Origin of the sequence: Nonomuraea gerenzanensis (assembly GCF_020215645.1) — a bacterium.
Taxonomy (GTDB): domain Bacteria; phylum Actinomycetota; class Actinomycetes; order Streptosporangiales; family Streptosporangiaceae; genus Nonomuraea; species Nonomuraea gerenzanensis.
In genome coordinates this window covers 1,158,952-1,181,797 of sequence record NZ_CP084058.1, presented here as the reverse complement: position 1 = coordinate 1,181,797, position 22,846 = coordinate 1,158,952, and the positions used below count along the sequence as shown (strand labels likewise).

Below are 22,846 nucleotides of genomic sequence, written 5' to 3'. Positions count from 1 at the left end.
GAGATCATGGCCGGTCTGGACATCCACTTCGACGCGCTCGACGACTGCCGCACCTCGGCCAGGACGCTGATGGGCCAGTTCGGCGACCTCGCCGACGGCTACCCGGCCGAGCGCCCCGACTCGACGATCTTCGGACGGCTGGGCGGCTCCTCCGGGCTGGCCGACGCCGTACGCGCGGTGGAGACCACCTGCGACAGCGAGTTCGGCAAGGCCAAGAGCCTGCTGGGGAGCGTCGAGCGGGCACTCGACCTGGTTCAGGACAACGTACGGAGGGCGAACGACCCCGCATGAGCGCCCCTGAAGGCATCCGCGCCCTGCCCAACGGCAACGCGCTGGCCGACCTGGCCGACAGCGTCACCGGCAGCCCGGCCGCCATCCGCGGCATCGCCGCCCGCTGGCGTGGCGCCGCGAGCAGCGTGAGCACCAGCACGGGCACGCTGGGCAGCGCCGTCTCGACCGTGGACCTGGCGTGGGAGGGCGAGTCCGCCGACGCCTTCGTGACCTACATGTCCGGCTACGGCAAGGCGGGGCAGGATCTGCACGACGCGCTGACCGCCTGCGCCAAGGCACTGGACAAGGCGGCCGACGCCCTGGAGACGTCCCAGGGGCTGGTGGACGGCATCTGCGACCGGCTGCTGACGCGGGTGAGCACGTACAAGCAGAACAACCCGGACGCCGAGCAGGAGGACCTGGACCGCGAGATCGGCCGCATGGTCAACGACGAGATCGCCAACGCGCGCCCGGCGGTGCAGGACGCCATCGACGCGGTCAACGACGCGGCGAACTCCCTCGGCACCCTGATGAGCGAGCGCAAGACCAAGTTCGCGCAGATCAAGGCGGCCGGGGAGCAGAAGTTCACGCCGGGGCCCGGGCACCGCTTCGACTGGCAGCGCTCGCAGAGCTACACCGCGCAGACCGCCGCGTCGGGCGGCTCCGGCGGCAGCCCCATCGTCGGCGGCGGCCCCGGCGGCTACGGCGCCAGCGGCCTGCCGCCGGCCGGCGGCGGCCCCGTGCCGGAGGGGCGGGTCAAGGAGTGGATCGACAAGGCCATCGGCATCCTTCAGGAGCACGGCTACCCGGTCGAGAAGATGAACCCCAGCGACATCTACATGATCATCCAGCACGAGTCCGGCGGCAACCCGAACGCGATCAACCTCTGGGACTCCAACGCCGCCGCCGGGCATCCGTCCAAGGGGCTGATGCAGACCATCGACCCCACGTTCAACGCCTACTCGCTCGGCGGCAGCATCTACGATCCGGTGTCCAACATCGTCGCGGGCGTGCGGTACGCCATCGAACGCTACGGCAGCGTGTCCGCCGTGCCCGGGGTCGTGGGCATGAAGACGGGCGCGGGCTACAGCGGCTACTGAGTCCCGTTTCATCAGGCCGTCCCGCGCCGTGGTGTCACGGCGCGGGACGCCGGGTCAGCCGCAGTTGCCCCACGGGGCGCTCGTGCTGCCCGATCCGGCGCTGCCGGAGTAACGCACGCACTTGCCCTTGGCGGGCAGCTTGACCGGGCCCGCGTAGTACTCGTAGCTGCCCGAGTCCGTCTGGCTACCGCCGCCCTGCACCTCCAGCGTGGCGCTGACCGGCGTGGACTTGCCGACGTTCGCGCCCGACTTGAGGGTGACCACGCAGTTCTGGCCCGTGCTGTTGTTCCAGAGCTGGTACGTGGTGCCACCGCTGAACGAGCTCGACCGCTGCACGCTGAACCCGCTGCCGCACACCTGCGTCGCCGTGTACGGGTTCGGCTTCGGCGGCGAGGTGGTCTTGGTGGGCTGCGGCTTCTGGGTGGTCTTGGTGGGGGTCGGCTTCTGCGTCGTCCTGGTCGGGGTCGGCTCCGGCTCCGGCTCCTTGGTCGTCTTGGTGGGGGTCGGCGTGGCCTTCTTGGTGGGCTCGACCGTCTTGGTGACCGTGGCCGTCGGCTTGGCCTTGGCGGTCTTCGACGGCTTGGCCGTGGGCGTCGACTTGGGCGTCCTGGACTTGGTGGCCTGCACGGTGACGGTGGGGACCGGGACCGGCACCGGCTGCTGCGTGACCGCCGGCGGGGTCGGCACCGTCGTGAGCACCGGGACCTCCGCCCCGCCGGTGGGGCCCTCGGTGGGCAGCACCATGGGGCCGACGCCGCTGTCGTCCGGGCTCGGCGTGGTCGTCGCCCAGGGCGCGGTCACCTCGGTCTGCGGCTGCGTGGCGGGGGCCGTCCCCTGGGCGTGGGCGGCGGCGTTGTCCGGGCTCGGGCTGCTGGAGGCGGCGGCGGCCGGGGCGAACGTGACCTTGTCCGAGTACTGGCTCGCGCCCCACAGACCGAGGCCCGACAGCAGCACCACGGCCGTCACCCCGGCCACGAGGCCGATGGGGAACGGCTTGCGGGGCTGGCCGTCGCCCTGGCGGTGGAGGAGGTGCGGCGGGTGCTGCTGGTGTTGATGGTTCACGACGGGCGGCGGGCCCCACATCGGGGGCTCGTGGTGGCCGGGGCCCTGCTGGGGCGGCACGATGGCGCCCTGCTGGGGCGGCACCACGACGCCGGCCTGCGGCGGCACGCCGTCCTGGCCCATCGGGGCGGGCTCCATGCCGTCCGGGCCCATCGGGCCGGGGCCCATGGGGGCCGGCGGCATGCCGTGCGGTGCCGGGCCCTCGCCCATCGGCGGCGGGCCCCACACGGGCCCGGGAGGCACCGGCCCGTCACCCATCGGACCCGGCGCCATCGGGCCCTGTCCCATCGGACCCGGCGCCATCGGGTTCTGCGGCATCGGGTTCTGCGGCATCGGGTTCTGCGGCATCGGGTTCTGCGGCATCGGGTTCTGCGGCATCGGGTTCTGCGGCATCGGGTTCTGCGGCATCGGGTTCTGCGGCATCGGGCCGAAGCCGGCCATCGGGCCCTGCGGCGGCGGCGGGATCGGGGCGTCCGGTAGCTGCGGCACCTGCGCGCCCTCGATGGCGAGCTGGATCGGCAGGATCAGCGGCGCCTGCCCGCCGGGGCCCGGCTGCGCGGGCGGCGGCGGCAGGGGAACGCCGTCGAGCAGCGTCGGCGCCGGATCACCGGCCCCCGGCGGCGGCACGGGAACACCCCGCACGGCCGCCCCAGGCATGGGCGCGTTCGCGTCGCCGAGGAGCCGCAGCAGCGCCACGTACGCCGTGGGCCGCCCCGTCACCTCCTTGGCCAGCGCGGCCACCACCACCTGGCGCAGCGGCTCGGGCAGCTCCCCGATGCGCGGCTCCCCGCTGAGCACGCTGTCCTTGTCGTGCTCGAACGGCGCGGCGCCGGTGGCGGCGAACACCACGGTCGCCGCCCAGGAGAAGACGTCGGCGTAGGGCCCGTACTGCAGCCCGCTGAGCTGCTCGGGCGCCCGATAGCCCAGCTCGCCGGCGGGCTCGCCCAGCTCCACGTCCGTGATGCGCGGGCCGTCGGCGGTGAGGATCACATTGGACGGCGTGAGCCCCCGGTGCGCGAACCCGGCCACGTGCACGGCGGTCAGCGCCGTCAGCATGCCCACGGCCACCCGGTCCAGCGCGACGCCGCTCAGCGGCCCGTCCGCCGCGACGGCCTCGGCCAGGGAGCGTCCCTCGACGTGCTCCCTGATCACGTACGGCCGGCCGTCCTCGACGCCGGCCGCGATCGTGCGGGCCACGTAGGAGCTGGACACCCGGGTGACGTCGCGCAGCCGCTCGGCGAAGCCCGGGTCGGCCGCCGGGTCGACGCTCAGCGTCTTGACGACCACCTGCGGCGCGTCGTCGGATTCCCGGCCCAGGTGGACGACACCGCGCGGGCCCTTGCCGAGGCTCCCGACGATCTCGTGACCGCCGATTCGTTCAGGCATCGGGGAGTCCTTCTCCGCCATGAGCGTCCTTCCGGCATTACGTCATGATCGGAGGACATTTAACCAAATACGCCCCATACGCATCAGGGGTTTCGGTTAGGCGCTCTGACTGTTCACCGTCAATCGGCGCCGGAGCCCCCCGAAGATCCCGCCCGCCAGCCGCGCCGCCGTCCCATCGGCACGAAGATCCACGTCACGATCGCCACCCCGGCCAGCGACAGCCCGCCCGCCGCGACAGCGGTGGCCACTTCGATGGAGCGCTGGTCGGGCGGCACGACCTTGTCCACCACCGAGGCGGGCAGCGGATCCGGCACCGGCGGGGCCACCGCGACCTGCTCCGACGGCAGCACCGTGGTGACCGCCAGCAGCGGGTTCACCATGCCGGCGCCCGTGCCCTTGCCGGAGGCGCCGTCCGCGGTGAGCGTGATGCGCCGGCGTACGCGGAGCTGGTCGAGCTGGGGGTGGCGGGAGCGGACGAGCGCTGCCACCCCCGCCACGTACGGCGCCGCGTAGCTGGTGCCCTCCAGGTTGCCGCGGTAGCCCTTGCCCGTCCACGTGGAGCTGAGGCCCTCGCCGGGGCCGAGCACCGCGACGGCGTTCGGGTTGGAGAACGTCGAGCGCCCGCCGTTCGGCGTCGCCGAGCCCACCGACAGCACGCCGTCGTAGGCCGCCGGGTAGGCCGGGCCGGTGGAGCCGTCGTCCTTCTCCACGTTGCCGGCCGCGGCCACGATCACGATGTCCCTGCCCAGGGCGTACTCGACGGCGGACTTCAGCTCCGGCTGGTCGTGCGCCTGGATGGAGACGTTGATCACGTCGGCGTTCTCGTCCGCGGCCGTCCTGATGGCCTTGGCCAGCAGCGAGACGTCGCCCAGCGAGTCGGTCGTCTGCTTGATCGACAGCAGCCTGACGGCCGGGGCGACGCCGTAGAAGGGGAGGTCGGAGCGGGGCTGGCCGGCGATGATGCCGGCCACCGCGGTGCCGTGGCCGACGCAGTCGCGGAAGCTGGTGTTGGTCAGGTCGGCCTTGCCCGCCAGGCGGATCTGGGGATGCGTCTCGTCCACGCCGCTGTCGATGACGGCGACCGTCACGCCCTGGCCCATCGTCAGGGGCCAGACGCGCTTGACGTCCAGCCGCCGCTGGGCCCAGCTCTCCGCCACGGACGGGCTGGCCTTCTCGGGCTCGCACCGCTCGGGTGCGGCGTGCGCGGGTACGGTGGCGAACTGCAGGGCGAACGCGCCGGCCAGAAGAACGCGACCAATCATGACGAAAGAGGGTATCCCGCCCACCTGGGATCGCGGGCAGAACCCCTCGACGCGGCGCCGGCAGCGCCCTCAACGGGAAGAAGCCCCAGCAGGCTGTTCGCCAGGGCCTCCTCCGTTGCTCATTTCGTGGCGGACTCGATGTTCTGCCGGTAGGTCCCGATGACCCGCGACGCCTCTGCCAGCTCCTCGACCATGCGCTGGAACGCCGTACGGTAGTTCTGCCACGACTGCTGGAAACGCTGCGCCCCCGGCCCCGTCCACGCCGTGCCGACCTTCGCGGCCTCGCGGTCGAGAGCGGTCATCGTCGAGCGGACCGCCTCCGACTGCTGCGTGAACTGCACCGACATCTGCTGCATCTCCGCAAGGTCGCCGCCGAACATGCTCTGGCTCATGCATACCTCCTGGAACCTGTGAAAGCGCCATCACCTTAAGGAAGCACGCTGGGACATCGCCGCCGTTATGCCGAGCGGCTATGGTCTACCCGAGGAATGTTCGGATCGCGTGGGGGGCTCATGCGCGAGGTCGTGGTCACCGGTGGCGGCACGGGCATCGGCTACGCGGTCGCCGCGGCGTTCGCCTCGCTCGGCGACCAGGTGACCATCACCGGCCGCCGCGAGCACGTGCTGGCCAAGGCGGCCGCCGGCATCGGGGCACGACACCTGGCCTTCGACGCCGCCGACCCCGCCGAGGTGCGCGACGCGCTCGACGACCTGCCCGAGCGCGTGGACGTGCTGGTCAACAACGCCGGCGGCAACACCAACCTCGACCGCGGGCAGCCGCGCGAGCCGGCCGAGGTGGCCCAGGCGTGGTGGGCCAACCTCAACGCCAACCTCATGTCCGCCGTGCTCGTCACCACCGCGCTCGCGCCCCGCATGGGCGAGGGCGGCCGGATCGTCTCGATCGGCTCGATCGCCGCCAGGGGCACCGGCTCCGGCTCGTACGGCGCCGCCAAGGCCGCCCTGGAGTCGTGGACCGCCGACCTGGCCGCCGAGCTGGGCCCCCGCGGCATCACCGCGAACGTCGTCTCCCCCGGCCTCGTCCTCGACACCGAGTTCTTCAAGGGCCGGCTGACCGAGGAGGGCATCAGGGCGCGAGTGGAGAACACCCGCAACGGCCGCCCTGGCAGCCCCGCCGACGTGGCCGATACCGTGCTCTTCTTGGCCTCCCCGGGTGCCGGGCACCTCACGGGGCAGGTGCTTCACGTGAACGGCGGCGCGTACCTGGGCCGCTGACCGACAGGAAGGACAACGCAGGTGCGGAAGGTTCTGATCGCCAACCGCGGCGAGATCGCCGTACGTGTGGCCCGGGCTTGTGCGGACTCCGGGATCGGCAGCGTCGCGGTCTACGCCGACCAGGACCTCGACGCCCTGCATGTCAAGGTCGCCGACGAGGCGTACGCGCTGGGCGGCCAGTCCCCCGCCGAGACCTACCTCGACCTCGGCAAGCTGCTCGACGTGGCGCGCCGCTCCGGGGCCGACGCCGTGCACCCCGGCTACGGCTTCCTGGCCGAGAACGCCGGCTTCGCCGAGGCCGTCATCGACGCGGGCCTGACCTGGATCGGCCCGCCCCCGTCCGCGATCGCCGCGCTCGGCGACAAGGTGCAGGCCCGCCACATCGCCCAGAAGGTCGGCGCGCCGCTGGTCGCCGGCACCAAGGACCCGGTGGCGGACGCGTCCGAGGTGGTGGCGTTCGCCGAGGAGCACGGGCTGCCGATCGCGATCAAGGCCGCGTACGGCGGCGGCGGGCGCGGCATCAAGGTCGCCCGCCGCATCGAGGAGGTCGCCGAGCTGTACGAGTCGGCCGTCCGCGAGGCGGTGGCCGCCTTCGGCCGGGGCGAGTGCTTCGTCGAGCGCTACCTCGACCGGCCCCGGCACGTCGAGACGCAGTGCCTGGCCGACGCCCACGGCGGCGTCGTCGTGGTGTCCACCCGCGACTGCTCGCTCCAGCGCCGCCACCAGAAGCTGGTCGAGGAGGCACCCGCCCCGTTCCTGACCGCCGAGCAGGAGGCGGTGCTGCGCGAGTCGTCCAAGGCCATCCTGCGCGAGGCCGGCTACGTCGGCGCGGGCACCTGCGAGTTCCTCGTCGGCCAGGACGGCACCGTCTCCTTCCTGGAGGTCAACACCCGGCTGCAGGTCGAGCACCCCGTCACCGAGGAGGTGTCGGGCATCGACCTGGTGCGCGAGATGTTCCGCATCGCCGACGGCGAGCCGCTCGGCTACGACGACCCCGCCCTGCGCGGCCACTCCATCGAGTTCCGCGTCAACGCCGAGGACGCCGGCCGCGACTTCCTGCCCGCGCCCGGCACGCTGACCACCATGCGCGCGCCCTCCGGGCCGGGGGTGCGCCTCGACGCCGGTTACGAGGCGGGGATGACGGTGCCGGGGACGTTCGACTCGCTGGTGGCCAAGCTCATCGTGACCGGTCGTACGCGTCAGGAGGCGCTGGAGCGGGCGCGCCGGGCGCTGGCGGAGTTCGAGATCACCGGCATGCCGACCGTGCTGCCCTTCCACCGGGCCGTGGTGACCGATCCGGCCTTCACCTCCGCGCCGTTCTCCGTCCACACGCGGTGGATCGAGACGGAGTGGGACAACCCCGTCGCGCCGTACGCGGGCGAGGTGGCCGAGGCCGGCGCACCCGGGCGGGAGACGGTGACCGTCGAGGTCGGGGGCAAGCGCCTGGAGGTCGTCCTGCCGGCCGGGCTGGGCTCCTCCGCACCCGCCGCCGCTTCCAAGGCGCCCCGGCGTACGGGGAGCAAGGCCGGGAAGGCGTCGTCGGCGGGCGGCGACGCGCTGGTCAGCCCCATGCAGGGGACGATCGTCAAGGTCGTGGCCGGCGACGGTGACGTGGTGAACGAGGGCGACACCGTCGTCGTCCTGGAGGCCATGAAGATGGAGCAGCCGCTGGCGGCGCACAAGTCCGGCACCGTCACGGGCCTGGCGGCGGCGATCGGCCAGACGGTCACGGCGGGCGCCACGATCTGTGAGATCAAGAACACCTGACCCGCGCCCCCGGCGGCTCCTTGACCTGGAATCTCCCTGACCCGCGCACAACCGGTGCCCGGCACTTCGGCCACGATGTGCGCCTGCATGTCCCCAGACGGGTAGCGTGCCCAGTGAGGAACTTTGCCGACCGCCCATTCGTCCTCAAGGGCGAAGGAGGCTTGCTGCCATGACCCACTCGCTGCGCCGAGCAGGGGCCGCGATCGCGGCTCTGATCGCCGGTCTCATCGTCGTTCTTGCGCTGTCCCCTGCCGCCCACGCGGCGGCACCGCCGGACGCCAACACCGTGGTGTCCAACTGGAAGAATGCCCCGCTGTACGCGGTGTCCGGATCCTCTTTGTCGTCGGACCAGCAGAGCGAGATCAATGACGCGCTCAAGGGTGCCGACAGCAAGATCTACGCCGTTGCGCTGCCTGACGGCACGGTGGATAACTCCAGCATTGCGCCCTACATGAGCCAGCTCAACTCCGCGCTGAGCGCCGCGGGCCGCACGCGGGCGACGATCGCCGTCATCGACGGCACCACGCTCTTCGCCGGCTCCAGCGCCATCCGCCAGTCGGGCGTGGCCGGCGAGCTGGCCAGCCTCGCGGTGAACGCCAACTCGGGCGACATCGTGGCCGGCATGAAGGACTTCACCAACCGCGTGGACATGGCCGTCAAGGGTGACCGCTCGGCCCTCGACACCGGCAGCCAGGCCAACCCGGGCGCCGGCGGCACCGCCGCCCTGATCGCCCTCGGCGCGCTGGTCCTCGTCGGCGGTGGCGGCTACTTCCTCTACTCCAGCAACAAGAAGAAGAAGCGCGCCATCCAGGAGGCCAAGGACCTCGCCGCGGTCAAGCAGACCGTCGAGGAGGACGTCACCAAGCTCGGCGAGGAGATCACCACCCTCGACACCGACGTCTCCCTGGCCGGCCAGGGCGGCAAGCACATCGACGAGTGGCAGACGGCGCTCGACTCCTACGAGAAGGCCAAGACCCAGCTCAACGCGGTCCAGCGGCCCGACCAGGTGCGCGAGGTCACCCAGACCCTGGAGGACGGCCGCTACGCGCTGGCCGTCGTGAAGTCCAAGGTCAACAACGAGCCGGTGCCCGAGCGCCGCGCCCCCTGCTTCTTCAACCCGCAGCACGGCCCGTCCATCCGCGACGTGCGCTGGGCCCCGCCCGGCGGCGCCGTCCGCGACGTGCCCGCCTGCCGGATGGACGCGGAGGCCGTGGAGCGCGGCTTCGACCCGCAGATGCGCGAGGTCATGGTCGACGGCCAGCGCAGGCCCTACTACGACGCCGGCCCGGCCTACCAGCCGTACGCGTACGGCTACTACGGCGGCTTCGGCGACATCATGACCGGCATGTTCATCGGCACCATGATGGGCAGCATGCTCAGCGGCGGCTTCGGCTACGGCGGCTACGGCGCCGGCTACGCCGAGGGCTACGCTGACGGCGGCGGCGACATGGGCGGCGACTTCGGCGGCGGAGACGGCGGCGGCTGGGGCGACTTCGGCGGCGGCGGCGACTTCGGCGGTGGAGACTTCGGCGGCGGCGACTGGTAAGGGCGCACAGCCCCTAGCCGGTGGCCTCCCGGCCCCCGGACCCGCGAGTCTTGACCGGCTCCCCTAGCGGCGATTCAGAGCCTCAGATCCGATTCAGGATCTGAGGCTCTTCGCTGTTCACAGCCCCCGTCCAGCAGACGCGCCGCACTCCCATCGCCGCCTCCCGTCTTGACATGCAGCCAAACGGCTGCCTAAATTAAAGGCAGCCAAACGGCTGCATATTTCCGAGCGAAACCGGATACAAAGGCGGACATGGACGAGGTCTTCAAGGCACTGGCCGACCCCAGCCGACGCGCACTGCTCGACTCGCTCAACGCCCGCAACGGGCAGACCCTGCGCGAGCTGTGCGCCGGCCTCGACATGGCCAGGCAGTCCGTCAGCAAGCACCTCGCGGTGCTGGAGGAGGCCGGGCTCGTCACCACCGTGCGGCGGGGCCGGGAGAAGCTGCACTACCTCAACGCCGCGCCCGTGCACGAGATCGCCCACCGGTGGATCAGCCGCTACGACCGCGCCAGGGTCCAAGCCCTGGCGGACCTGAAACTCGCCCTGGAGGAGACCCCGATGGACGCGCCCACCTTCGTCTACACCACCTACATCCGCACCACCCCGCAGAAGCTCTGGCAGGCGCTGACCGAGCCCGCCTTCACCCGCCGCTACTGGGCCACGGAGTTCATCACCGACTGGTCCGCCGGCTCATCGATGACCTGGGACAACCACGGCGTGCTGATCAGCGACCCCGAGCAGGTCGTCCTGGAGGCCGAGCCCTACAGCCGGCTCTCCTACACCTGGCACGCCATCACCCCGGAGCTGGCCAAGCGCTTCGGCTGGGACGAGGAGATGCTCACCCGGCTGTCCGGCGAGGCCCGCTCGAAGGTCACGTTCACGATCGAGGAGGGCGCGCAGGTGGTGAAGCTCACCGTGGTGCATGACGGCTTCGAGCCTGGGTCGAGCCTGGCCGAGATGGTCAGCCATGGCTGGCCGAACGTGGTATCGAGCCTGAAGTCGCTGCTGGAGACCGGTGAGCCGCTGCCTGACGACGCGTGACCCGCCTGGTCGGGGCTTGATGCCGTCGCGAGGTGCCGACGGGAGTGTCCCGGCGAGGCGCGGAAACGAAGCGTCCACGTCGGGCGACGGCCGCCCGGCTACGAGTAGTGATGGGGGGTCAACAGGCAACGGCCGTTCCGCAGCGCGACGGACTGGATCAGGCGAGCAACCGGTCGACCAGCCCGTCGAGGTAGTCAGGGGTGAGCGGGCCCGCGCCGAACAGGACACGCATGTAGATCGGCGCCAGGAGATGGTCCAGCACCTCCAGTACGTCCGGCGGATCCTCGCCACGGTCACGGGCGCGGTCGAGCATGGCCTGCAACTGCCTGGTGCGGTCGGCCAGGAGTTCATCGCGCGCCTGTAGGCCCTGCTGGCCCTCGCCTGACAGCGCTAGGGTCAGCCGCACCAGTGCCAGACCGTCGGGCCCGGTCACCTCGCGGGCCACGTTGGCGGCGTGGGCCCGCAGGTCACCGGCCAGGCTGCCGGTGTCGGGCATCGGCGACTGCGCGTTGAGCCGGGTCAGCAGCACCTCGCCGAGCAGGGCCTGAAGGTTGCCCCACCGGCGGTAGAGGCTGGTGTCGGCCACGCCCGCGCGGGCCGCGATGTCGCCGACCGTGAAGTGCCCGTAGCCGCGCTCCCTGACCAGCTCGGTGACGGCCTGGTGCACCGCCGCGCGGACCCGGGCGCTGCGCCCTCCGGGCCGCCTGGCCCGCTCCTGCTCATCCATGCCCCTACCTTAACGCAGCCGGGACTTGCGTTAGAGCCTTCGAGGGTCTACGTTAACGCAGTCACGAACTGCTTTAGGAAGGACATGCATGAAGGGGTTGCTTGCCCTGACCTGCGCGGGCCAGTTCATGGTGCTGCTCGACAACACGATCGTCGGTGCCGCCCTGCCCGACATGCAGCAGCGGCTCCATATCGGGCTGACCGGCCTGCAGTGGATCGTCGACGCCTACGTGCTGCTGGTGGCCATGCTGCTGCTGTCGGGCGGCGTCTTCGCCGACCGGTTCGGCCGCAGGCGGGTGTTCCTGGCCGGGGGTGGTGGTGTTCACCGCCGCGTCGGTGGTGTGTGCCCTCGCGCCCTCGATCGGCTGGCTGATCGCCGGACGGGTGCTGCAGGGCGTCGGGGCCGCTGCGCTGAGCCCCGCCTCACTGGCGCTGCTCACCGCCGCGTATCCCGCTTCAAGGGAACGCGTCAGGGCGATCGGGTTGTGGGCCGGGTTCAGCGGCCTCGGCCTGGCCGCCGGACCGCTGGCGGGCGGGATCCTGGTGGAGTCCTTCGGCTGGCCCGCCATCTTCCTGGTCAACGTGCCCATCGGGACGGTCCTGCTGCTGGCCGGGCTGCGCGTGCTGGGAGAGTCCCGCAACCCGGGCGCGCCGCCGATCGACGTCCCCGGCACGGTCCTGTCCGCCGCGGGCGTGGGCGCGGTGACCTACGGCCTGATCGAAGGCGGCTCCCGGGGCTGGACCTCGCCGGTGATCCTGGGCAGCTTCGCCGCCGGGCTGGTGCTCCTGGCCGCGTTCGTGGTGGTCGAGGGTCGCGTGCCGACGCCGATGCTGCCGCTGCGGCTGTTCCGTCAGCGGCTGTTCACGGTGTCCAACACGGCGATGGTCGTGGTCGGGTTCGCGCTGATGGGGTCCTCGTTCTTCTTCTCCCAGTTCTTCGTCCACGTCCAGGGCACCTCGATCCTGGCCGCCGGGCTGCGGACGCTGCCCGTCTCGCTGGCCATGGTGATCGTCAGCCCGTACGCGGGCCGGCTCGCGGCCAGGTACGGCTTCCGCGTCGTCGTCAGCACCGGCCTGGCGCTGGCCGGGCTGGGACTGCTGGCCCTGGGCCTCGTCCACGCCGACACCGGCTACGGGAACGTGTGGTGGCGGCTGGCGGTCGCCGGCGTCGGGTTCGCGCTCACCATGTCGCCCCTGACCGGGGCCGCCATCCAGGCGGTCAGCCCGCAGGAGGGCGGCCTCGCCTCAGGTGTCAGCAGCACCACCCGGCAGATCGGTGCGGTGCTCGGCGTGGCGGTGCTCGGGGCGATCGTCCACACGCGGGAGTCCGGCGGCGCCTCCTTCGAGTCCGGGCTCACCAGCGCGTTCTTCGCGGCGGGTGCCGTGACGCTGGCCTGCGCCGTGTTCACCGGCCTGTGGCTGACCGCGACCCGAACGCCGGGTGGCGCCCGGGCCGAACGGTCAGGAGGCCACGCAGACAGTGAGCGGCCGCTGACAACTCCTACCAGGCCCACGTCTTGAGCCGCTTGGCGGGTCGTCCGCAGTCCTTCGGCGCCGTAGAACACCCGCTGCGGGGAGCGAGCCGCCGGTCTGAGCGCCAACACCGGCGGATGCGCGCTGCCGCGGAGTAGGTTGTCCGGATGGATCACGGTGATCAGCCGTCTCGCGCACGCCGTGGTCGCGTTCCTCGTGTTACCGGTTGCCGGAGCGTGCTCCGCCTCTCCCGCCGACGCGCCGCTGAAGGACCCGGCCCAGTGGCCGCTGGCCGCGGTGCGCGGGCTGACCAGCCACGGGAAGCTACCCGACGAGGCGGATCGGGCACTGGCGCAGATCAAGGTCGGCTCCTACGACATGATCGCGTGGATCAGCTCCTCAGGCCTGTGCGGGCTGGCCGGCTCTGACTGGAGCACGCACGTCGACATGGTCGACTCGGAGGGGCGCCTGGAACGGGAGGAGGGCTTCTCCGGACCGCTGGAGCCGGCCGTCGGGAGTTCCCACGAGGACAAGGTCAGCCTCTTCTGCACCTCCACCAGGATGCTGGTCAGAGTCGAGGGAGAGACGGCTGAGCCCTTCGTCTCCGGTGACGCGGTCGCACAGGTCGTCAACGGGGGGCTCAACGCCGTCGTCGGCACGGAGGAAGCGCTGAGGGAGTCGCTGCCCCGCGCCGACGTGACCAGAGGCGGATAGCGCCTGCCCCGCAGGTCCCGGCTGGTCGCCCCGGGCGTCGTACTGGGTCTGACGTTGACGAGTCTGCCACGAAGTACGTGCGGGAGCCGTCAGTCCCGCTCAGGGCGTATGGCCCGGCGACGGGCGGCCGGGTCGTGCTCGGGGGTGGCGCGGGCAGAGATCTCCTCGCCGGGCCGGATGTGGCGGCCGAGGCCGGACAGGTGCTGGTGACGCGATGTGGCCCCCGGCTCGGGGGCACGGCCGCCAGGTGGATGAGGGCGCTGTGCCGGAGTCGGTGGCGCGTCCAGCCCTCACCGTGCAGGTCGAGTGGGGCGCCATGGTGCGCGTCACCCCGATGGCGCTGTGGGGCCCGACGGTGCTCGCCCTGGCCCACGCCTACCATCGACGCCGGCGCCAGGCCTGAAGGCGGCGAGATCGCCGCTTGGACGGGCAGCCCGATGTCCGCCCCTTCGCGCCCGGACGCTGGAGCAGCGCCACGAGTTTCGAACCATCAGCCCGGATCCCCGACGATCTCTTCGCGGGACAGCGCCGCCAGCGCCTGCACCCCCCGCAGGAACCCACGCCGATCCGCCTCGGGCAACGTGGCGAGCAGCCGGTCCTCGTTCGCCTGGATCTCCCCTTGGACAGCCTGGTAGCGGGCGTGGCCCGCGGCGGTGGCGGAGAGCAGGCGGGCGCGGCGGTCGGCGGGGTCGGGCTCGCGGGTGATGAGGCCGGCCTCCTGGAGCCGGTCGAGGGTGCTGATGATGCGGGTCTTGTCGGCGCCGATGGCCTCGGCGAGCGCGGCCTGGGTGCGTACCGGCTTGTCGCAGAGCGCGCCTAGCGCGATGTAGCCCCACATCGTGATCCCGTGCTTCTCCAGCACCGGCAGCTCGGCGGCGACGAGGGACCGGAGCAGGGTGTTCAGCGTCGCGGCGAGGTCAGGGCGGTCCGCCATGCCTCCGAAGATACCCTTTGACAAATAATATACACACGCTAATCATAAGCGTATGCATATCAATCACGGGGGAGTGTGCCGTGCCTGATCTTGACGCGTTGCCGTCCGGTCTTGAGCTGGTGGCGCTCGATGCGCAGGCGGTGCGCACCAGTGTCGAGTTGGTGGGGCGGGCCACCGCTGCCGATCTGGCCCGGCCTACGCCGTGCGCGGGCTGGGAGCTGGGTGGTCTGCTGGCCCACATGACCGCTCAGCATCGTGGGTTCGCTGCGGCGTCGAGAGGGGACGGCGATCCGGAGAGCTGGACGCCGCGGCCCATCGGTGACGATCCCGTCCACGTATATCGGGACGCTGCCCACCAGGTCATGGAGGCCTTCGCGGGCGAAGGGGTGCTGGACCGGATGTTTCCGTTGCCGGAGGTGGGTGCCAGGCCGTTCACCGCGCGGCAGGCGATCAGCTTCCATCTGGTCGACTACGTCGTGCACTCCTGGGACGTCGCCAGGACGCTGGGCGTCACCGTGGAGTTCCCGGCGGAGGTGCTGGACGCCGCCGCGACGGTGGCGCGGGCCGTGCCGCAGGGGGAGGCTCGCCTGGTGCCCGGTGCGGCCTTCGCGCCGGAGGTTCCGTGGCCGGGTGGGTCGGCTCTTGATCGGATCGTGGCCGTGCTCGGCCGTTCGCCGGATTGGACAGGTTGATGGGCGGTTCGGGTGTCAGGCTGGTGCGCAGCGCCGAGCTCGCCCAGACGGTGGAGTACGCCTACGCGGCGGTCGCGGACACGCCGATGCGGTGTGTCTGGGTGGCGGGGGCCTGTCCGCTCGACGCCGAGGGAAACACGGTGGCGGCGGGAGACTACGCCGGTCAGGCTCACCAGGTGATGCGTAATCTCGCTACCGCGCTGCGCGGGGCGGGGGCCGCAGTGACCGACATCGTCAAGACCACCGTGTACGTCGCCTCGTCGCGGCAGGCCGATCTTGTGGCCGTCTGGGAGGTGTACCGCGCGTACATGGGGGCCCATGATGTGCCCAGCACGCTGCTCGGCGTCACCGTGCTCGGGTACAACGACCAGTTGGTGGAGGTCGAGGCGGTGGCCGTCCTGCCTCAAGGGGTCGGTGGAGGCGAGGAGCGGTGACGGACGCGGAGACCGCCTCCCTGCGCAGGGAAGCGGTCTCCGGCGGGCCCTGCTCAGGTCAGGTGGTGATGGTCCTGCTCCCGCGGCCCACCCAGGTGCCGCGCTCGCCCCAGTAGGACTTGGCGGTCAGGGTGACGCTGGTGTTCTCCGCATGGCCGTTCAAGGAGATGCACGTGCCGCCCGGGTGGTCGTAGTGGTCGTTCTGGTCCGTGAGGCTCCACGACCTGCCGCCGCCGGTGGCCGTCACCGTGACCTTGCGCGCGCCCTCGGAGTCGTAGGCCCGCACGCAGAACTTGTTCGTGCTGTCCCTGTAGGAGATTGCGCCGTCGCTGAAGGTCCACGAGAGGTCGCTCGCCATCGCGGGCTGCGCCGTCACGACGGCCGATGCGACCAGGGCGGCGCCGACCACGGCGGCCAAAACTGGCCGCCGGGTAGCGGGGCGTTAGCGTCTCGCTAGCGCGGTGACCGGGATCCGCGCTGGTGGGAGTGGTGTACAGGGCGGTGGTGCTGGGGTCGTGACATACCTGCGCATACCGCCGGCTGCTGCAATGTCGCCCGTACCCATCACCTTCAGGACGGAGAACCCATGCGACGGCTCGCGATCACCACCGCGATCAGCCTGGCAGCGGCAGGAACGTTCCTCTTGGCCAACCCCGGCGCCGCGAGTGCGCTGCCGGTCTGCACCACGAAGGTCCACCGCACCGGGTCCCTCGACCACGGCCAGGCCACCTGCCGCTCCGGCGAGGACTTCCGGGTCGTCGTCACCTGCAAGCCGAGCGCCACCTCGAAGTACGGCAGCGTGTACCGGGGCCCGTGGAAGAGCAAGGGGCAGAGATCGACGAAGTACTGCCCCACCCACATGCCCTACGCGGCCCGCGTGTCCTACGAGCGCGCGGGCTGAGGCCCTCCCGCGACAGACGGGTGCGCACGGGTGTCACACACTCCGCCGGGCTGATCCTCTACTTCGGCTGCGCCCTGTACACCCATCCGCGGGTGTGCGACTTCTCGCTCCAGTCCGCCCTGCTCCGGCTCGCCGCCGCGACGCCGGCCCTGATCGGCCTCAGGTGAGCCAGGAGGGTGGCGAGCGAGGCCTGCGGGGTCTGGCCGGCCGTGTCGAGGGTGAGGTGGTCGCGCTCCCACGGCTCGTACTCGCGCTCCACCACCTCCTCCCACTCCGGCAGCCGCAGGTCCGGGATGTCGGTGGTGCGCGAGGCGACGCGGTGCCGGTGCTCCTGGGGGTCGGAGCAGGTCACCTCCACCTCGGCGATCGGCACCCCGGCCCGCTCCCCCACCGCCCGCCAGGCGTCGCGGGTGATCGTCAGCGGGTTCACCGACTCGGCGATCACCGTGAGGCCCTGGCGGAGGTGATCCTCGGTGAGGGCGTAACCGACGGCGTAGCCGGCCGGGCCGAGGGCTTGCCGGGCCAGGCCCGAGCGGACGATCGCCTGTTCGATGGTGTCGATGCGGACGTGGACCGCGCCCAGGCGCTCGGCCAGGAGGCGGGACAGCGTCGTCTTGCCCGTGCCCGGAAGGCCGCCGATGACGATGAGCATGAGTCCCATCCTGCCGGTGACCGGGAGGATGGCGCGCCGCGGCCCTGCTCGGACGCCGAGCCGCGCGATCAGAATGGCTGATGTGATCTATCTTGCCGAAGGGCCGCGCGTGGCCCTCCGTTACATCAGCATGCGCGACTTCGAGGAGCTCTCCGGCCTGCACCAGGAGAGCGCGCAGCTGCTCGCCCGGTGGATGCCCGGCGGCCCCCTCGTCGCGTACGAGGACTTCGAGCGGTACATGACCAGGTTCGACGGGCCGGTGCACGAAGGGTTCCTGATCTGCCGGCGGGACACCGGCGCGATCGTGGGCCGGGCGAACGTCAACAACATCATCCGCGGCACCCACCAGAGCGCGATGATCGGCTATTCCGCCTACGCCTCCACCCTCGGCCGCGGGTACATGACGGAGGGCCTCGGGCTGCTGGTCGGGCACGCGTTCGGCGAGATGGGGCTGCACCGGCTGGAGGCCAACATCCAGCCCGACAACGCCGCCTCCCTGCGGCTGATCAAGCGGGTCGGCTTCCAGCGCGAGGGGTACTCGCCGAACTTCCAGTTCATCGACGGCGCCTGGCGGGACCACGAGCGCTGGGCACTCACCGTCGAGATGACCACCGCGTGATCACGCGGGAGACGGCCCGGGTGCTGCTCGTCGATCCCGCCGGCCGGATCCTGCTCTACCGGGGGCGGCTGCTGCAGGTGGAGGACGCGCCGTACGCGTGGTTCACGCCCGGGGGTGGCGTCGACCCGGGCGAGAGCGCGGGCCAGGCCGCCGCCCGGGAGTTGCGGGAGGAGCTCGGGTACGCCGTCACTCCCGAGGCGCTCGGGCCGGTGGTGGCGACGAGCGAGGGCGGCTGGACCCTGGACGGGCGGCGCTTCCACGCGCGCGACTCCTACTTCATGCTGCGGGTGCCGGCGGGGCTGGAGGTGGACACCTCCGGGATGGACGAGGAGGAGCGGGAGGTGACCGACCGGTTCCAGTGGTGGACGCCGTCCGGGCTGGCGACCTGCGCGGAGCCGGTCGTGCCGCGGGAGCTGGGCCCGCTGGTGGCGCGGCTCACGGCCGGTGAGGTGCCGGCCGCGCCGATCGTCCTGCCCTGGCACCTGCTGGACGGCCCGGCGGCCTGATCGCGGGAGGGCCCCCGGCCGGCGTAACTCTCCGCGACCTCGTCCACGCCGGTCCTGGCCAGCGCCCGGTACGCCCGGATCTCCGCGCGGCGGTGCTCGCCGATGAGGTCGGCGGTGATGCCGTACAGCCAGGGCCTGGCGTCGCGGTGCGCGGGGGCGTAGCTGCCGAGCCGCCGGAACGCCGCCAGGAACGTCTCCGCCACCACGTCGTCAACCTCTTTCTCCGGCACCGAGGTCGGGCTCCGTTTCTTCCGTCTTGCCACCCCTCTTTCACCCGGAGGCGGAGTTCGGGTTCTCGGTCTGGGCACCGTGCGGCTCGGCCGGACTCGACTATCCGGGCCCGGCCACGCGGGAAGCTTGACCTCAACCTTGGTCGAGGTAGCAGCCTGGAGTCATGACGAAGAACAGAGTGATCATCTACGAGGAGGCCGGGGCCGACCCCCGGGCCGACGTCCTGACGGTCGGCGACGACCACGGGCGCACCCGGGTGCGCGCCGTCGCCGAGCCCGCCCAGCTTGAGACCCTGGTGACCGAGCTGATCGGCGAGGGGGTCGATCGCATCGAGCTGTGCGGCGGGTTCGGTGCCGTGTGGCACGCGAGGGCCCGGCGGGCCGCGGGCGGGCAGGCGAAGGTCGGCGCGATCTACTACGGGTTCGAGTCGCTGGCCGGCGTCGCGTCGTACAAGGAGCGGTTCGAGGCGGGGCAGGCGCTGTCGGAGGCGTTCCTCATCGTCCACGAGGGGGCCGACCCTGAGGCGGACCGGGTCGTGCGGAAGAGGGACGAAGGCGGCAGGACGACCTTCGTGGCGGTGCCCGACGAGGCGGCGGCGGCCGAGGTGGCCGGGAGGATGGCCGGTGAGCTGCAGCTCATCGAGCTGTACGGCGGGCCCGGGCCTGACGCGGCGGCGCCCGTCATCGCGGCCGTGGACGGGAGCGTGCCCGTGGGGGTCACTGCGTGGGCAGCAGCGTCCCCAGGGGGCCGAGATCGAGGTTGAGGTCCTCGGGGGCGAAGCCGAAGCGCTCGCGCAGGTCGGCCATCGCGCCCTCCAGCCGCATCAGGGTGACGCCGAGCGTCTCGATCTGCTCGTCCGTCAGGTCGCCCTGCTCCATCCGGCGCACGCACTGGCGCTCGACGAGCTGCCTGATCAGCTCGACGAGGGTGAGCACGAGCCGCGACAGGTCACGCTCGACCGTCTCGGGGTCGGCGGCGACGCGCCAGCGCGGAGCGTCCACCTTCTGCCCCTCGCCGACCTGCGGGCTCTCCGCGCGAACGTCCACTTACAGGATCCCTCCGTACTCGTCCACCGACGCGAGCACGGTGCGCAGCGAGATGTGCACGAGGTCGACGTCGGCGATCGACAGCACCAGGTCGCCGGTCACCACGACACCACCCGCCAGCAGCCGGTCCAGGAGGTCCACGAGGGCCACCCGCTCGGGCGGGAGCTCCTCGTAGACCGACACGTCGCGTCTCACGCCGGCTCCATGACCGTGAACGAGTACGGCGCCCAGGGGCCGGTCACCCTGATCTCCACCCCGTCACCGCCGAGCTCCCCGGCCAGCGCCGCGAACTCCCCGGCCCTGGCCTCGTCCACCAGGTAGGCACCGTTCAGCAACATCCAGTCGTGGCGGCCCGACAGGCGCGGGTCCTGGGGGCGGTGCCGGCGTCCGGCGGCGGCCAGCGCCGACAGCGCGCGGTGGATGTGGTCGGCGCGCTGCAGCACCTGCCTGCGGACCTGCTCACGACCGCGCAGGCCGGCCCTGCGGCGCTGCAGGTACGCGGTCCCCGGCCGCCCCGCCTGCCCGTCGCCCCCGCACGTCCGGGCACCACCGCGCTGGTCGGCGTGGTCCGGGTCGGCGGCCTGGGCCGCGGCGGCGGCCGGGCTGGTGTACGCCTTGACGCCCCACTCCCTGCGCCCCGTGACGTGCGCGAGCACGTCGCCGAAGGCGACCGAGCGCCGTTCGAGCAGCTCCGCCACCTGGGCGTCGTCCTCGTACACCGTGACGAGCCGGACCGGCGCGGTCGTCGTGACCGCCGCCACGGCGTCCACCACGCGATGGTGCGCGCGGGCCGTCTCCCCGAGCCAGTCCAGGTCCTCCAGCGAGCGCCGCAGCGGCTCGGCTCCGAACAATTCGGCGGGCACCGAGCTGACGTAGGCCACCAGCCCGGCGCGGGCGATGGTCCGCACGGGGTTGCCGGCCACGCCCGACGGGCAGGACAGCGACTCGCGGGCGACCGCGTACAGGTAGGTCAGGTCAGGCATCGGCCTCCTCACCCCCCTCGACGGCGGCCAGGCGGCGGCGCAGGCGGCGGTTCTCCGCCATCAGCTCCCTGTCGCGGTCCCGGCCCGACAGGTACGGGTCGTGCTCCCACCAGTCGATGCCCAGCTCCCTGGCCGTGTCGACGGAGGCGATCAGCAGCCGCAGCTTGATCGTGAGCAGCTCGATGTCCAGCAGGTTCACCCGGATGTCCCCGGCGATCACGATGCCCCGGTCGAGCACGCGTTCCAGGATGTCGCCGAGGTTGGCCGGCTCCCGGTTGGCGGGTCCCGCGCCGTACGTCGGGCGGATCGCGGGACCGGACGGCGAGATTCTGTCCATCTCAGAACGCCTCGCTCGAGTCGGCGTTCGAGCGCCGGTAGCGCCGTGTTCTTCGATATGACAACAATCTGCCCCCCTGGTCGAGCTGAGCCTGGTAAACGGCGAGGATGTCGCCGGAGGAGGGGATCCGGCGGTCCTCGATGACTTCGACGTTGACGAGCCAGCCGTCGTCGGCCGGCTCCACCGAGGTGATGCCCTCGGCCTGCTTGGTGGTCAGATCGACGATGTGCCGCAGGCCGACCCCACCGGCCGTCACGGCGTCCAACGGCTCCGCGACGGCACTCTCCTTGCTGGTCATCCTCACCTCCCCGTCGCCAGTCGCAGAACGCGCTCGACTGCCTGGCTCTCCTCTTCCTCGGTGATCTGGCCGGCCGCTCTCGCCGCCTCGATCTCCTCCAGCCGCCTGCGTACCGCGGCGGGATTGCGCAGCTCCCGGTCGGCCTGGTCCTGGATCATCTCGGCGAGCCGGACGAGCCCTTTCACGGGCAACATCGGCCAGGTGAAAATGCCGCTTACCAGGCCCACGAGCGTTCACCTCCCTAGCCTTGGGCGATGACGAAGTCGTAGGGCGCCATCGGGCCGAGCAGCCGCATGTCCACGCGGCCCGCCCAGCGTTCGCCGAACTCGTTCATCGCCTTCTCCAGGGTCTTCTGGCCGTCCCGCTTGGCGAGCAGGGCCACGTGCACGGCGTCCCACTCATGGGTGGGGTCGCGCAGGGACGCCTGGATGTAGTGCCCGGACAGCCCGTCGAGCAGCATCTGGGTGTCCATGGCGCGCTTGGCCTCGACGGAGGCGGTGATGATCTCACCGAGCCGGATCCGCTCGTTGCGCGTGGCGTCCTCCGGCTTGCCCTTGATGGCCTGCCGCAGGCCCTGGGCCTCCGGGCTCTCGGCGAGGATCTCCGCCAGCACGGTCCGCTCGTCGTAGCGGCCCTTGACGACGAACTCGGTGTGCCCCTTGATCTGCTCCAGCGCCGAGGCGAAGTCGTCGTGGTGCGGGGCGAGCAGCTCCTCCACGACGGCGTCGGCGCTGGCCAGCACGCCGCCGAAGCGGAACGGCAGCACCGCTCCCTCGGCGGCCACGGCGTCGAGCAGCCCCTCGTGCGCCAGGAAGTCCCCCGGCCTGCCCAGGGGCTGGTCCACGTTGACGTCGCTGACGAGGGCCGCGATTCCTTCGTGTTCGATGACTCTGACCTTGCCCGCCGGGTCGCCCAGCCCCTGCACGTCCGCGGGCACCTTGGTGCCGGCGGGCACGATGCCGTAGACGTAGGAGCCGAGGTTCTGGCTCTGACGAGTGGCCTGCTTGGGCACGGAGGCGCCGGATACCTTCGTAGAGCGTCCCATGGTGCTTACTCTTCCTCTCGCTTCGGCCGGATCTTCCTGCGCGGCGGGGCGGGCCGCTGCTGCTCCACGGAGACCTCGGGCTCGTCGTCCATGGCGGCCTCGGCGGCGGGATCGCTCTGCTTGCCGGTGAGCTCGTGCAGCGTGTCGCCCGCCGCCTCCACCACGCCCTGGATGACTTCCTTGGTCTTGTCCTGGCTCGGCACGCCCTTGGCCTCACTGATGACCTCGGGCAGGCCCTTCTCGCTCTGGGCCATGTCCAGCCGGTTGGCCGCCTCGGCGAAGCGCAGGTAGGTGTCGACGCTGGCGATGACGACGCGCGTGTCGATGGTCAGAATCTCGATCCCGACCAGTGACACCCGGACGTAGGCGTCGATCACCAGCCCCCGGTCGAGGATGGTGTCGATGACGTCGGCCAAGCCCGTGGGGCCGTGACCGCCCATTTGTCCGGCTGACGCCGGTTGCACAGACGTAGTCATGTGGTTTCCCCCTTGCTTCCCGCGAGCCTGCCCGCGAAAAAGGGACGAGGAACCACATAAGACGTAAAAACCGGCAGATTTGGCACACTATGCGCTTGCGCTCGATTGCT

Annotated in this window: 30 protein-coding genes and 1 pseudogene; 16 read left to right on the top strand and 15 right to left on the bottom strand. The window is 71.7% G+C overall.

Annotation, left to right across the window (positions count from 1 at the left end; translation table 11 throughout):
• The first annotated feature begins 6 nt into the window (after positions 1–6).
• A complete protein-coding gene (locus tag LCN96_RS06035; RefSeq protein WP_225271579.1) occupies positions 7–291 on the top strand; it encodes a hypothetical protein in 285 nt (94 codons plus the stop codon).
• Positions 288–1,370 (top strand): WXG100 family type VII secretion target, encoded by a 1,083-nt coding sequence (locus LCN96_RS06030; RefSeq protein WP_225271578.1) that lies wholly within the window; start codon positions 288–290, stop codon positions 1,368–1,370. The genes LCN96_RS06035 and LCN96_RS06030 overlap by 4 nt, the downstream gene beginning before the upstream one ends.
• A gap of 54 nt (positions 1,371–1,424) precedes the next feature.
• Here LCN96_RS06030 and LCN96_RS06025 read toward each other — a convergent pair whose 3' ends face one another.
• From LCN96_RS06025 to LCN96_RS06015, 3 genes are all read right to left on the bottom strand, one after another.
• Positions 1,425–3,818: a serine/threonine protein kinase gene (locus tag LCN96_RS06025; RefSeq protein WP_225271577.1), complete on the bottom strand. Its 2,394-nt coding sequence runs from the start codon at positions 3,816–3,818 to the stop codon at positions 1,425–1,427.
• 119 nt (positions 3,819–3,937) lie between these two features.
• Positions 3,938–5,080: a S8 family serine peptidase gene (locus LCN96_RS06020; protein ID WP_225271576.1), complete on the bottom strand. Its 1,143-nt coding sequence runs from the start codon at positions 5,078–5,080 to the stop codon at positions 3,938–3,940.
• Positions 5,081–5,199: 119 nt separating this feature from the next.
• Positions 5,200–5,472: a WXG100 family type VII secretion target gene (locus tag LCN96_RS06015; RefSeq protein WP_225271575.1), complete on the bottom strand. Its 273-nt coding sequence runs from the start codon at positions 5,470–5,472 to the stop codon at positions 5,200–5,202.
• 120 nt (positions 5,473–5,592) lie between these two features.
• Between LCN96_RS06015 and LCN96_RS06010 the strand changes: the two genes are divergently transcribed.
• The 4 genes from LCN96_RS06010 to LCN96_RS05995 all read left to right on the top strand — a co-directional run bounded on the left by LCN96_RS06010 (position 5,593) and on the right by LCN96_RS05995 (position 10,669).
• A complete protein-coding gene (locus LCN96_RS06010) occupies positions 5,593–6,312 on the top strand; it encodes an SDR family NAD(P)-dependent oxidoreductase (protein WP_225271574.1) in 720 nt (239 codons plus the stop codon).
• A 21-nt stretch (positions 6,313–6,333) separates the two neighbouring features.
• Positions 6,334–8,079, top strand: coding sequence for an acetyl/propionyl/methylcrotonyl-CoA carboxylase subunit alpha (locus tag LCN96_RS06005; RefSeq protein ID WP_225271573.1), 1,746 nt, complete (start codon positions 6,334–6,336; stop codon positions 8,077–8,079).
• Positions 8,080–8,248: 169 nt separating this feature from the next.
• Entirely contained in the window at positions 8,249–9,625 is a 1,377-nt protein-coding gene (locus LCN96_RS06000; RefSeq protein ID WP_225271572.1) for a hypothetical protein, read from the top strand.
• 252 nt (positions 9,626–9,877) lie between these two features.
• Positions 9,878–10,669 (top strand): ArsR/SmtB family transcription factor, encoded by a 792-nt coding sequence (locus tag LCN96_RS05995; protein WP_225271571.1) that lies wholly within the window; start codon positions 9,878–9,880, stop codon positions 10,667–10,669.
• A 157-nt stretch (positions 10,670–10,826) separates the two neighbouring features.
• Here LCN96_RS05995 and LCN96_RS05990 read toward each other — a convergent pair whose 3' ends face one another.
• Positions 10,827–11,396: a TetR/AcrR family transcriptional regulator gene (locus LCN96_RS05990; protein ID WP_225271570.1), complete on the bottom strand. Its 570-nt coding sequence runs from the start codon at positions 11,394–11,396 to the stop codon at positions 10,827–10,829.
• 88 nt (positions 11,397–11,484) lie between these two features.
• On the opposite strand from LCN96_RS05990, the pseudogene LCN96_RS57345 reads away from it, so the two are divergent.
• From LCN96_RS57345 to LCN96_RS05975, 4 genes and pseudogenes are all read left to right on the top strand, one after another.
• Positions 11,485–11,652: pseudogene (locus tag LCN96_RS57345) on the top strand (MFS transporter); the annotation flags it as partial.
• Between the two features lie 55 nt (positions 11,653–11,707).
• Positions 11,708–12,916 (top strand): MFS transporter, encoded by a 1,209-nt coding sequence (locus tag LCN96_RS05985; RefSeq protein WP_263657441.1) that lies wholly within the window; start codon positions 11,708–11,710, stop codon positions 12,914–12,916.
• Between the two features lie 129 nt (positions 12,917–13,045).
• Positions 13,046–13,582, top strand: coding sequence for a hypothetical protein (locus LCN96_RS05980; protein ID WP_225271569.1), 537 nt, complete (start codon positions 13,046–13,048; stop codon positions 13,580–13,582).
• Positions 13,583–13,829: 247 nt separating this feature from the next.
• The gene (locus LCN96_RS05975; RefSeq protein ID WP_225271568.1) at positions 13,830–13,985 is read left to right on the top strand and encodes a hypothetical protein; all 156 of its coding nucleotides are present in this window, start codon (positions 13,830–13,832) and stop codon (positions 13,983–13,985) included.
• An 87-nt stretch (positions 13,986–14,072) separates the two neighbouring features.
• Here the strand turns inward: LCN96_RS05975 and LCN96_RS05970 are convergent, their stop codons facing one another.
• Positions 14,073–14,516, bottom strand: coding sequence for a MarR family winged helix-turn-helix transcriptional regulator (locus tag LCN96_RS05970; protein ID WP_225271567.1), 444 nt, complete (start codon positions 14,514–14,516; stop codon positions 14,073–14,075).
• 80 nt (positions 14,517–14,596) lie between these two features.
• Between LCN96_RS05970 and LCN96_RS05965 the strand changes: the two genes are divergently transcribed.
• Positions 14,597–15,208 carry a TIGR03086 family metal-binding protein gene (locus tag LCN96_RS05965; protein WP_225271566.1) on the top strand — a complete coding sequence of 204 codons (612 nt, stop codon included), beginning with the start codon at positions 14,597–14,599 and terminating at the stop codon, positions 15,206–15,208.
• Entirely contained in the window at positions 15,208–15,642 is a 435-nt protein-coding gene (locus LCN96_RS05960; protein ID WP_225271565.1) for a RidA family protein, read from the top strand. The genes LCN96_RS05965 and LCN96_RS05960 overlap by 1 nt, the downstream gene beginning before the upstream one ends.
• Before the next feature lie 58 nt (positions 15,643–15,700).
• Here the strand turns inward: LCN96_RS05960 and LCN96_RS05955 are convergent, their stop codons facing one another.
• The gene (locus LCN96_RS05955; protein ID WP_225271564.1) at positions 15,701–16,060 is read right to left on the bottom strand and encodes a hypothetical protein; all 360 of its coding nucleotides are present in this window, start codon (positions 16,058–16,060) and stop codon (positions 15,701–15,703) included.
• Between the two features lie 168 nt (positions 16,061–16,228).
• On the opposite strand from LCN96_RS05955, the gene LCN96_RS05950 reads away from it, so the two are divergent.
• Positions 16,229–16,543 (top strand): hypothetical protein, encoded by a 315-nt coding sequence (locus LCN96_RS05950; RefSeq protein WP_225271563.1) that lies wholly within the window; start codon positions 16,229–16,231, stop codon positions 16,541–16,543.
• A 58-nt stretch (positions 16,544–16,601) separates the two neighbouring features.
• Here the strand turns inward: LCN96_RS05950 and LCN96_RS05945 are convergent, their stop codons facing one another.
• The gene (locus tag LCN96_RS05945; protein WP_225271562.1) at positions 16,602–17,195 is read right to left on the bottom strand and encodes an AAA family ATPase; all 594 of its coding nucleotides are present in this window, start codon (positions 17,193–17,195) and stop codon (positions 16,602–16,604) included.
• 109 nt (positions 17,196–17,304) lie between these two features.
• On the opposite strand from LCN96_RS05945, the gene LCN96_RS05940 reads away from it, so the two are divergent.
• From LCN96_RS05940 to LCN96_RS05925, 3 genes are all read left to right on the top strand, one after another.
• Positions 17,305–17,814 (top strand): GNAT family N-acetyltransferase, encoded by a 510-nt coding sequence (locus LCN96_RS05940; RefSeq protein WP_263657440.1) that lies wholly within the window; start codon positions 17,305–17,307, stop codon positions 17,812–17,814.
• On the top strand, positions 17,811–18,320 hold the full coding sequence (locus tag LCN96_RS05935) for an NUDIX hydrolase (RefSeq protein WP_225271560.1): 510 nt from the start codon (positions 17,811–17,813) through the stop codon (positions 18,318–18,320). The genes LCN96_RS05940 and LCN96_RS05935 overlap by 4 nt, the downstream gene beginning before the upstream one ends.
• A 394-nt stretch (positions 18,321–18,714) precedes the next feature.
• Complete coding sequence (locus tag LCN96_RS05925; protein ID WP_225271559.1) at positions 18,715–19,314, top strand: DUF6506 family protein; 600 nt, start codon at positions 18,715–18,717, stop codon at positions 19,312–19,314.
• Here the strand turns inward: LCN96_RS05925 and LCN96_RS05920 are convergent.
• The 8 genes from LCN96_RS05920 to gvpJ are packed head-to-tail and all read right to left on the bottom strand — an operon-like array spanning position 19,268 to position 22,736.
• On the bottom strand, positions 19,268–19,597 hold the full coding sequence (locus tag LCN96_RS05920) for a gas vesicle protein K (protein WP_225271558.1): 330 nt from the start codon (positions 19,595–19,597) through the stop codon (positions 19,268–19,270). The genes LCN96_RS05925 and LCN96_RS05920 overlap by 47 nt on opposite strands.
• Positions 19,598–19,792: a gas vesicle protein gene (locus tag LCN96_RS05915; RefSeq protein WP_225271557.1), complete on the bottom strand. Its 195-nt coding sequence runs from the start codon at positions 19,790–19,792 to the stop codon at positions 19,598–19,600. It abuts the gene before it with no gap.
• Positions 19,789–20,580, bottom strand: a complete 792-nt coding sequence (locus LCN96_RS05910; protein WP_225271556.1) for a GvpL/GvpF family gas vesicle protein — start codon at positions 20,578–20,580, stop codon at positions 19,789–19,791. The genes LCN96_RS05915 and LCN96_RS05910 overlap by 4 nt, the downstream gene beginning before the upstream one ends.
• Entirely contained in the window at positions 20,573–20,917 is a 345-nt protein-coding gene (locus LCN96_RS05905; protein WP_225271555.1) for a gas vesicle protein, read from the bottom strand. The genes LCN96_RS05910 and LCN96_RS05905 overlap by 8 nt, the downstream gene beginning before the upstream one ends.
• Before the next feature lies 1 nt (position 20,918).
• Entirely contained in the window at positions 20,919–21,215 is a 297-nt protein-coding gene (gene gvpO, locus LCN96_RS05900; protein ID WP_225271554.1) for a gas vesicle protein GvpO, read from the bottom strand.
• Between the two features lie 2 nt (positions 21,216–21,217).
• On the bottom strand, positions 21,218–21,442 hold the full coding sequence (locus LCN96_RS05895) for a gas vesicle protein GvpG (RefSeq protein WP_397351855.1): 225 nt from the start codon (positions 21,440–21,442) through the stop codon (positions 21,218–21,220).
• A gap of 14 nt (positions 21,443–21,456) precedes the next feature.
• The gene (locus LCN96_RS05890; protein ID WP_225271552.1) at positions 21,457–22,260 is read right to left on the bottom strand and encodes a GvpL/GvpF family gas vesicle protein; all 804 of its coding nucleotides are present in this window, start codon (positions 22,258–22,260) and stop codon (positions 21,457–21,459) included.
• 5 nt (positions 22,261–22,265) lie between these two features.
• The gene (gene gvpJ, locus LCN96_RS05885; protein WP_225271551.1) at positions 22,266–22,736 is read right to left on the bottom strand and encodes a gas vesicle protein GvpJ; all 471 of its coding nucleotides are present in this window, start codon (positions 22,734–22,736) and stop codon (positions 22,266–22,268) included.
• Positions 22,737–22,846 lie beyond the last annotated feature (110 nt).